Source organism: Anaerolineae bacterium, from assembly GCA_014360855.1.
Lineage (GTDB): Bacteria > Chloroflexota > Anaerolineae > JACIWP01 > JACIWP01 > JACIWP01.
The window spans coordinates 1-8,640 of the sequence record JACIWP010000124.1 but is presented as its reverse complement, the minus strand read 5'-3'; the positions used below and the strand labels follow the sequence as shown (position 1 = coordinate 8,640).

General features: G+C 65.6%; 7 protein-coding genes. All 7 read right to left on the bottom strand.

The genetic code is table 11. From position 1 onward, the window contains the following. On the bottom strand, positions 1-235 hold a 235-nt coding region (locus H5T60_08185; protein MBC7242407.1), incomplete at its 3' end, for an NADH-quinone oxidoreductase subunit F. Between the two features lie 41 nt (positions 236-276). Continuing rightward, positions 277-747 carry an NADH-quinone oxidoreductase subunit NuoE gene (nuoE, locus tag H5T60_08180; protein ID MBC7242406.1) on the bottom strand — a complete coding sequence of 157 codons (471 nt, stop codon included), beginning with the start codon at positions 745-747 and terminating at the stop codon, positions 277-279. A 23-nt stretch (positions 748-770) separates the two neighbouring features. Beyond that, on the bottom strand, positions 771-2,516 hold the full coding sequence (locus tag H5T60_08175; GenBank protein MBC7242405.1) for an NADH-quinone oxidoreductase subunit D: 1,746 nt from the start codon (positions 2,514-2,516) through the stop codon (positions 771-773). Between the two features lie 62 nt (positions 2,517-2,578). Then, positions 2,579-3,058: an NADH-quinone oxidoreductase subunit B gene (locus H5T60_08170; GenBank protein MBC7242404.1), complete on the bottom strand. Its 480-nt coding sequence runs from the start codon at positions 3,056-3,058 to the stop codon at positions 2,579-2,581. Continuing rightward, positions 3,049-3,408 carry an NADH-quinone oxidoreductase subunit A gene (gene ndhC, locus H5T60_08165; GenBank protein MBC7242403.1) on the bottom strand — a complete coding sequence of 120 codons (360 nt, stop codon included), beginning with the start codon at positions 3,406-3,408 and terminating at the stop codon, positions 3,049-3,051. Before ndhC ends, H5T60_08170 begins: the two co-directional genes overlap by 10 nt. A 158-nt stretch (positions 3,409-3,566) precedes the next feature. Further along, complete coding sequence (locus H5T60_08160; protein ID MBC7242402.1) at positions 3,567-4,298, bottom strand: hypothetical protein; 732 nt, start codon at positions 4,296-4,298, stop codon at positions 3,567-3,569. Between the two features lie 27 nt (positions 4,299-4,325). Then, positions 4,326-8,640: tetratricopeptide repeat protein (locus tag H5T60_08155; protein ID MBC7242401.1), on the bottom strand; the 4,315-nt coding region annotated here is incomplete at its 5' end.

Genomic DNA, 8,640 nt, shown 5'->3' with positions numbered 1-8,640 from the left:
ATACCTGGTAGCGGGGGAACAACTCCGCCGGCGGGAAGCGCATTTTTCCGCGGGTGGGGACGCCGGCGCCGCCGCGCCCCCGCAGACCGGAGGCCTTCACCAGCTCCACCAACTGCTGGGGCGTGTATTCCTTCAGCGCCTTGGCCAGCGCCTGGTACCCCCCGCGCTGGAGGTAGACTTCGATGGTATGTGAATTGGGCACCCCGACATTGCGCAGTAGAATCTTCTCAGCCATTCGCTCGTCCTTCAACTACCTCGTCAGCGATTGCCGCCGGCTCAATCCCTGGACAGCTCGGCCAGGATAGCGTCCAGCCGCTCCTCGGTAAGGTTCTCGTAATAGGTGTCATCCACCTGCATCATCGGCGCAGTGCCGCACGACCCCAGGCACTCCACAGTAAGCAGGGTAAATCGGCCGTCGGGCGTGGTTTCCCCCACTTCGATGCCCAGCTTCTTCCGCAGGACATCCACGATATGCTCCGCACCCATCAAGGAGCAGGAGATGTTGGTGCAGACCTGGATGACATGCTTGCCGACCGGCCGGCGGTACAGCATGGTGTAGAAGCTGGCGACCGAGGCCACTTCCACGGGGGGCAGGTCCATCAGGACGGCCACTTCCCGCAGGACCTGGGGGGACAGGTAGCCGGCCTCGCGCTGGGCGATGTCCAGCGCCGGCAACAGCGCCGAACGCGCCTGTGGGTACCGCTGCATCAACTGGCGAATCTGCGCTCTCGCTGTCTCTGACAGGATCAAGGCTTTCCTCCCGCCCGCGTCTAGCGGTCGACCTCTCCCATGGTGATATCAATGGATCCGATGATGGCCACCATATCGGCCAGCCAGGCGCCCTCCGCCATAATGGGCGAGGCGGCGATGTTGGAGAAGGAGGGGCCGCGGATCTTCAAGCGATAGGGCTTGGGGCCGCCGTCGGAGACCAGGTAAAAGCCCAGCTCGCCCTTGGGGGCCTCCACAGCGGCATAGACCTCGCCGGCCGGCACGTTGAACCCCTCCGTCACCAGCTTGAAGTGATGGATGAGTGCCTCCATGCTCGTTTCCAGTTCCGCCCGCGGCGGCAGGACCACCTTGCGCTCGTCGGCCTTGACCGGGCCGGCCGGCAGTTTGGCCAGCGCCTGCTGGATAATGCGCACGCTCTGGCGCATCTCCGCCACCCGCACCAGGTAGCGGGCATAGCAGTCCCCTTCCTTCTGGGTAGGGATATCGAATTCGAACTGGTCGTAGGCGGCATAGGGCGCGTACTTGCGGACATCGTAGGCCAGCCCACTGCCGCGCAGACACGGTCCGGTCACCCCCATGGCAATGGCCTTGTCGAGCGGCAGGTACCCGATGCCCTTGGTGCGGGAGAGCCAGATGGGGTTGTTCGTCAGCATGGTCTCCCATTCGTCCAGCGCCTTGACGAAGCCTTCCAGGAAGGAGCGCACCGCCGGCACGAAGCCCTCGGGCACATCCCAGCGCACCCCGCCCACGCAGAAGTAGGTGGGGGTGAGGCGGGCGCCGGCGACCATCTCGAAGATGTTCAGGATGTACTCGCGCTGCTGGAAGGCGTACAGGAGCAGGGCATGGATCGTGCCCGAGAGGTCCAGACAACTGGTGCCGATCCAGATGCAGTGCGCCGCCAGGCGCTGTAGCTCACACAAGATCACCCGCAAGACCTGGGCGCGCGGCGGCGGCTCGATATCGAGCAGTTTCTCGATGGCCAGGATCAGCCCCAGGTTGTTGTTCATGGCCGAGACATAGTCCATGCGGTCGGTATAGGGGATGGCCTGCATGTAGGTCTTGTACTCGACCGTCTTCTCAATGCCGGAGTGCAGGTGCCCGGGGTCCGGCCAGCAACGCACGATTTTCTCGCCGTCGAGCTGGAGCACGAAGCGCATGACGCCGTGCGTGGCGGGGTGTTGGGGGCCGAAGTTGACCACCAGCATGGCGGGGTCATCCACCCAGCTCGGCGGCAGGAGGGGTGGGGTCGAGGGAGCATCCATCACCTGGGTGCCCAGGCCGGCCAGCGCTGGGTCGTCGGCGTTCTCCGAAAAGGCCACCGGTTCCCCGCCCAGGGGATAATCCTTGCGCAGTGGATGCCCCTTCCAATCATCCGGGAGCATGATGCGGCAAAGGGAGGGATGGCCGTCGAAAATGATGCCCATCAGGTCGTAGGTCTCGCGCTCGTGCCAGTCGGCGCCCGGCCAGATGGAGGTGACGCTGGGGCAGTGCGGTGGGTCGCCTTCCAGCGGGACCTTGAGCATAATGCGCCGGCGGTGGGTCAGCGAGTACAGGTTGTATATCGTGGCGAAGCGGGGCTGAATCCCCAGATGGAGCCGGTCCACCGCCGTGACGAAGGACAGCAGGTCGTACCGCAGGTCAGGATCATCCCGCAGAAAGCGGCAGATGTCCAGCAGACGGTCCACTGCCACCGTGATGGTGACATCGCCCTTGCAGTCCACGGCATCCAAGACGGCCCCGGGGAACTGCGCCTGCAGTTTGTCGAGAGTCAGGTTCCCTTCGATCATGCCCATTCCTTACCGACCGCTGTATTGGTGAGCGAACATGCGCGTCCAGTGACGAAAGCCGATTATGCGTAATCCCTGAAACGATCTTTCTCGATTTTCTTCTGGAGCAGGGTCAGGCCGTAGAGCAGGGCTTCGGGCCGCGGCGGACAGCCGGGAATGTAGACGTCCACCGGGATGATTTTATCCACGCCCTGGATGACGGCGTAATTGTTGAACATGCCGCCGCTGCTGGCGCAGGCGCCCATGGCGATGACCCACTTGGGTTCGGCCAGGTGTTCGTAGAGGCGCTTGACCACCGGGGCCATTTTCTGGGAGACGCGGCCCGAGACGATGAGCAGATCGGGCTGGCGCGGAGAGGGGCGGAAGACCTCTGCGCCGAAGCGGCTGATGTCGAAGCGGGGACCGCCGGCGGCCATCATCTCAATCGCACAGCAGGCCAGGCCGGCGGTCAGCGGCCAGACGGAGTACTTGCGCGCCCAGTTGACCAGCCATTCCAGCGAGGTAGCAATAACCGTATCGCCGAGCTTCGTCTCTATTCCCATTCAAACGCCCCCTTACGCCATACGTAGATATAGCCTACCAGGAGGATAAGGAGGAAAACAGCCATCTCTATCAGGCCGAAGAGCTTCAACTGCTTGAGCACCACCGCCCAAGGGTACAGGAAGAGCACCTCCACGTCGAAGAGGAGGAAAAGCATGGCGGTCACATAGTATTTGATGGAGATGCGCTTTTCCCAGGGGCTCCCGAAGGGGATTTTGCCGGCCTCATACGTGTACAGCTTGTTCTTCGCCGGCTTGCGGGGGCCGATGAACATCGGGACAATGAGGGCGATGGCGGCAAACCCTGTGGCGAAGATCACCAGAATGAGAATCGGCAGGTAGTCGATCGGCATCACGACGCTCCTGAATGGGAATCCGTCGACAACGAGTATATTCGCTGTAGGAGCAAGCTAACAAATTTCATTATACCGTCTCTGGCAGTTCTTGTCAAAACATATCGGGAAAGCGTGCACATTCACAAACCAAGCTGTGGTCGGGGTGTTCGCAGGGGTCACGCCGGCAGTAGCTTGTCCCCCACCAGGCTGGCCAGGAACTGCCGCACCTGGCCATCATCAAAGCGCACCACCACCCGCACATCCCCCTTTTCCGGCACCACCTCTTCCACCACACCATGCCCGAGGAAGATGTGATGCACCGCCATGCCGGCCCGATACCGTTCCAGGGCCTCCGGCGCCGATGGGCGCGCCGGCTCTGCCGTGGAGCTGGCCAGCGCTCTGTACTGCCGGTCCTGCCACAGCTCGGCGAACATCTGCAGGTCCTCCGGGCGGGTCAGCCGGCGGGCGATCTCGTCACAGCGCCGGCGCGCTTCCGCAATGCGCGGTGCCAGCCCCTGCTTGTACTCCAGCGGCATATCGCTCTGCGCCAGAATGCGCGAGGTGCGGCTGAGCGCGGCGCGCAGGTAGCCAACCTGCTGGCGCGGGTCGGGATGCTCCGGGTCAACCCGCACCAGCGTGACGCCCTGCCGCCGGCACAGCCACTCGCGCACCGCGTCGCGGTTCTCCTCTTCCTCCACCTCCTCGTCGCTGATGCGCCGGCTCTGGGTGCGCATGCCCCCCACGAAGCGCAGGGCGATGCCCAGCTCCGGATAATAGCGGTCGAGCTTGAGCCGCCGGCCCGTATAGGGGTTCTGCATCCAGGCCGGCGCGAAATCCTCCCGTACCTCAAAGCCCTCGAATATCCGGCTGATGATCTCCAACCATGCGCTGAACGCGGACCACTTCATCGTCCTCTCCTCGGTACTGCGGTAGTCCTACTGCTCTGCCTGCCCCAATGCCCTCAGCCGCTCCGCAGCGCGCGCTCCCCAGTCGCTCTGCGGGGCCAGCTCTACCAGCCGGCGGTAAAGCTCGCCGGCCTCATCCCGGCGCCCCATCTCCTCCAGCACCTCCCCCAGATGGTAATAGGCCTCGGCAAATTCCGGCGCCACCGCAATGGCCTGGCGGAAAGCCGCCTCTGCTTCGGGGAGTCGTCCCCTATCGCGCAGGGCCATACCCAGCTTATTGTAGGCCGCCGGGTTCTGCGGCGCGGCGTTCACCGCGGCCTGATACTGCTGGAGGGCATCGTCCGGCCGGCCCATCTCCTGGTACGTGTCTCCAAGAGTGTGGTACATCGCCACATCCTCGGGATGATGCTGGAGCGAGCGGCGGAAAACCTCCACCGCCTCCTCATACCGGCCGAGCTGTCGCAGGCGGTTGCCCAGCTCGAACTGCAGGCCGGCGTCGGACGGGTTGGCGTCGGCCAGCCGGCGCAGGCGCTCCAGCTCCGCCTCGACGCGCCGCGCCTCTTGCTCGGGCGAGACCGTGGGCACGACCAGCGGGACGGCGGCCGGCGCGGCCGTCCCCAGTTCCTGCCGGCGCACGGCGTAAATCTGCACCTCGCCGCTGTCATAGACCAGGTCGAGCACGGAGCCGACCAGGCCGGCGAACTTGGCCAGCCCTGCCGCGGGATATACCGCCCGCTCAAAGGGGCCGACGTATATATATCCCACATGATATTGGCGCAGCAGGGGCAGGATGGCGTTCGGGTCCAGCTCGCTGTAGATGCGGTGCACGTCCTGCTCCCGCTCTGGAATCAGCTCCGGGTAGCGCTGTTCGTTCTCATGCAGGGGATTGATGACCGTCGGGAAGCCCGTGTTCCAGGCAATGCGCACGCCGTTGGCGCGGTAGAATTCCCACGGCGCCTGCAGGATGATCGGCGTGCCCTCGATATGTTCCTCCAGCCAGCGGATGGCATCATAGTCCGGCGCCATAAAGATGGGATGTCCTTCCCAGATATACTCCGCCGTCCCCATATAGGCTTGGCCGTCCAGTGTGCCGATGGGCGGGGCAACGGGGAAGCGGTCATGCACCCGGGCATAGGATGCGAAGACCGGGTAGACCAGGGAGAGCGCCAGGAGGATGCTGAAGCCGGCCCACCAGGCCCCCCGCAGGAGCGGCGCACGGCCGGCCAGCCGGCGCACCACCATCGCCAGGACGCCGGCGCTCCCAAGCCCCATCAGTACCCAGGCCTGCATGTAAAACTTGAAGATGGTGTTCATGCGGTAGTAGGTGCCGCCCAGATGATCGCGCACATAGACGATCTCCACCCCCAGGCATACCAGCAGGCCCATCAGCATCAGCAGTGCCGACAGCCGCTCCTCGATGGGCAGATCGTGCCGCGTCACCAGCCACAGCGCCCCCAGCACCAGCTCGCCGATGATGATGAACGTGAGGATTTGTAAGCCGTTGAGCCGGCCATACATCAGCGGGAGCAGGGCGGCGGAGATCACCGGCACCGCCAGCCCTGCCGCCCACCATGCGGAGAAGCGGAACGCCGGCGGGCGAGCCTCGGTCTCCGGCGCTTCTGCCAGTCCCTGGCTGGCCGGGGCCAACCGGCCGTCCGAGACCGCCTCGTAGAACTCGTCCAGCTCTTCCTCCAAGTACAGCGCCCCGTGGCCGATGACGCTCTCCGCCGGCAGGGCCGGTACAGCACGTCTTCGGCTCTCCGCCTGCCACCAGCGCCAGAGCCGCGCCAGTGCCATGCCGGCCGCCAGCCCCGCCAGCGGATACAGGAAGAACCCGAACATGCCCAGGTAATAATTGGCCTCGGTGGGATACGTAACCTGTCCCAGGCCGCGCACGAAGGCCTGGAAATAGGTGAAGAAGGGCGCGTACAGAGCCAGCCCCGCCGCTCCCAGCAGGCCGGCGCCCAACCCGGCGGCGAGGACGGCTTCGGGAAGGCGCAGGCCGGCGAAGCGCGCATCGGCGGCCCAGTGCGCCAGGAGCAAGGCGCCGGCGGTCAGCAACAGGTAGACCGGGAAATCCCACATATTGTTGACCGCCATGGTGCCCAGCACCCAGGCCGTGACTGGCAGAGCCAGGGCCAGCGGCAGGTCATCCGCCGGCTCCCCCTTCTTGACGGAGCGCACCAGGCTCACCAGCAGGGCGATCAGCAGGATGGCAAAGGGCAGGCTGATGACATGCGGATGCAGATCCGCGAACAAGAAGCTGAAAAAGGGGAACTCGGTGATGGTGTTCTCATAGACGCCGTGGGCGCGCGAGGCATCCCAGAACCAGTCGGTGCGCAGGGGCAGAGGAGCGCCGGCGATCCAGCGCGCCAATCCCTGCAGGATGCCGGCCAGGCTTCCACGTAGATGCTCATCCGCCAGGCTCCGCAGGGCCTGCCCGACCTCCGGCAGTCCGCCGTAGCCGCGGATGGGGAAGGCGCCGGCCAGGTTGCCGATGAGCGCGACAAAACCGGCCGCGGCCGCCCCGAAACGCCGCCGGCCCGTCAGTGCCCATCCCAGCACGAAGGCTCCGCTCGTCGTCAGGCCGGCCAATGTGGGGATGAGCAGGTTGAAACCGATGGAGGGGCGCACGCCGGCCAGTTTGATCAGCGTCGAGACGGCGAACAGGCCGTAATAGTAATAGTTGATATAGCCGTCGGAGAAGAAGGGGTCGTACGGCGGCATCCAGGCACTGCGCAGGATGGCGTTCAGGAAGCCGAACTCCATCGGCTTTTCGCCGCCCCGCAGGGGATGCCACAGGTCAGGATTGAGCAGGCGCAGGAGCAGGAACACGCCGAAGCCGGCCAGGAAGGCCGCCTCGCTGAGCAGGACCTCCTGCCGGTGCCGGCGCCACAGTTCCCGCACGTCCAGCCGGCGCCGGCGGAACAACAGCCATCCGATGGCGAACAGGAGGGCGAGCGAGAGCCAGGCCGCGCCGGTCGTGTACTTCCACAGCCGCAGGCTGGCGGCCAGCCAGCAGAAGTAGGCCACTGCCAGTAGGCCCAAGACCCGCGCCAGGCCGTATCCGCGCCCGGGCATATCCGGGAAGAGCAGGGCCGCCAGCGGCCAGCCGGCCAGCCCCACCAGCATCAGCACGACCAGCCAGACCAGCACCGCCGGCAGGGTGCCGGCATTGGCCAGCGGGTTCCACGCCCAATCGTGCACCGCCGGCAGTTCATCCACCGGCCGGTCCAGCATCAGGGATTTGCGGTAGGCCGGCACCGGCAGTTCGGCCGGCGGCTCCTTCACGTCTCGCCGCACCAGCGGGGTGGATTGGAGCGCGCCGGCGAAGAGGGAGCGGAACTCCTCCTCGCTCAGGTCGCGCACCTTGCGAAAGATCAGCACCTTGGGATGGTCGTAGACGCTGAAGCTCTCGTCGGCGGCGTCATCGGGGAACTCTTTCCCCCACAGCCGCGGGTAGGAGGTCGCGGAATAGGCCAGCTCGAACCCCAGCCGGCCCTGGAACAACAGTTCGTAATAGCGGATCTCCACCGGATAGCGCCAGGGGAGCCGGCGGATGGAGCCGTACAGCCGCGGCGTCGTCAGCACCACGTAGTCGACCTGGTGGAGCACGCCGGCGATGTGCTGGAGCTTCTCCTCCGGCGGCATGTCGTGGTACATGTTCATCGCCACATGGCGGTAGCCGTGCCGGCCGGGGCTTTCCCCCTCCGCCGGCAGGCTCACCGGCAGGGAATCATCCCAGATTTCCTCGCTGAGCGCCGCGCCGTCCGGGACATTAGCATATATCCAGCGGGAGGCCTGGTACCAGGTATGGGGGCGGGCATACACGCTCATAAAGGCCAGCGCCCAAAGCAGGGTGGGCACCAGCACCAGGGCGATGACCAATCCGCCGGCGGCGGCATGCCAGCGCCGGCCTTCCAGCGCTCCTTCGGCCCCCAGGCGGGGCAAATGGGCGCGGCCCCAGGCCGTCGCCGGCAGGCGTTCAGCGAGCTGGCCGGCCGCATCCGCCAGCCTCACCATCAGCCAGGCCGCCAGCAGGCAGAGGAACGGCACCAGCGGCACCATGTAGCGCACGAACTTGACCTCATAGCCGCCCACCTGGAAGAAATAGGGCAGTGCCCAGGCCAGCACCAGGAACAGCCCCCAGCGCGCCGGCTCCCTCGTCACCGCCTGTACCCTCTCCCAGAGACCGGCCGTCTCGCCTGCCGGCCGGCGGATCACCGCCCACACCAGATGGACCAATGCGGCCAGCACGCCGGCCAGGCCAGCGATGCCTAATGCCCATCCCAGCCCCCAGCGCAGGAGGTTGTTCAGGTGATAGACATAGGGCGCGGTGTTGACG

Bases quoted from the DNA above. Each gene is read 5' to 3' on its own strand.
- H5T60_08175 (MBC7242405.1), bottom strand. From the start codon at position 2,516: ATGATCGAAGGGAACCTGACTCTCGACAAACTGCAGGCGCAGTTCCCC.
- H5T60_08170 (MBC7242404.1), bottom strand. From the start codon at position 3,058: ATGGGAATAGAGACGAAGCTCGGCGATACGGTTATTGCTACCTCGCTG.
- ndhC (MBC7242403.1), bottom strand. From the start codon at position 3,408: ATGCCGATCGACTACCTGCCGATTCTCATTCTGGTGATCTTCGCCACA.
- H5T60_08160 (MBC7242402.1), bottom strand. From the start codon at position 4,298: ATGAAGTGGTCCGCGTTCAGCGCATGGTTGGAGATCATCAGCCGGATA.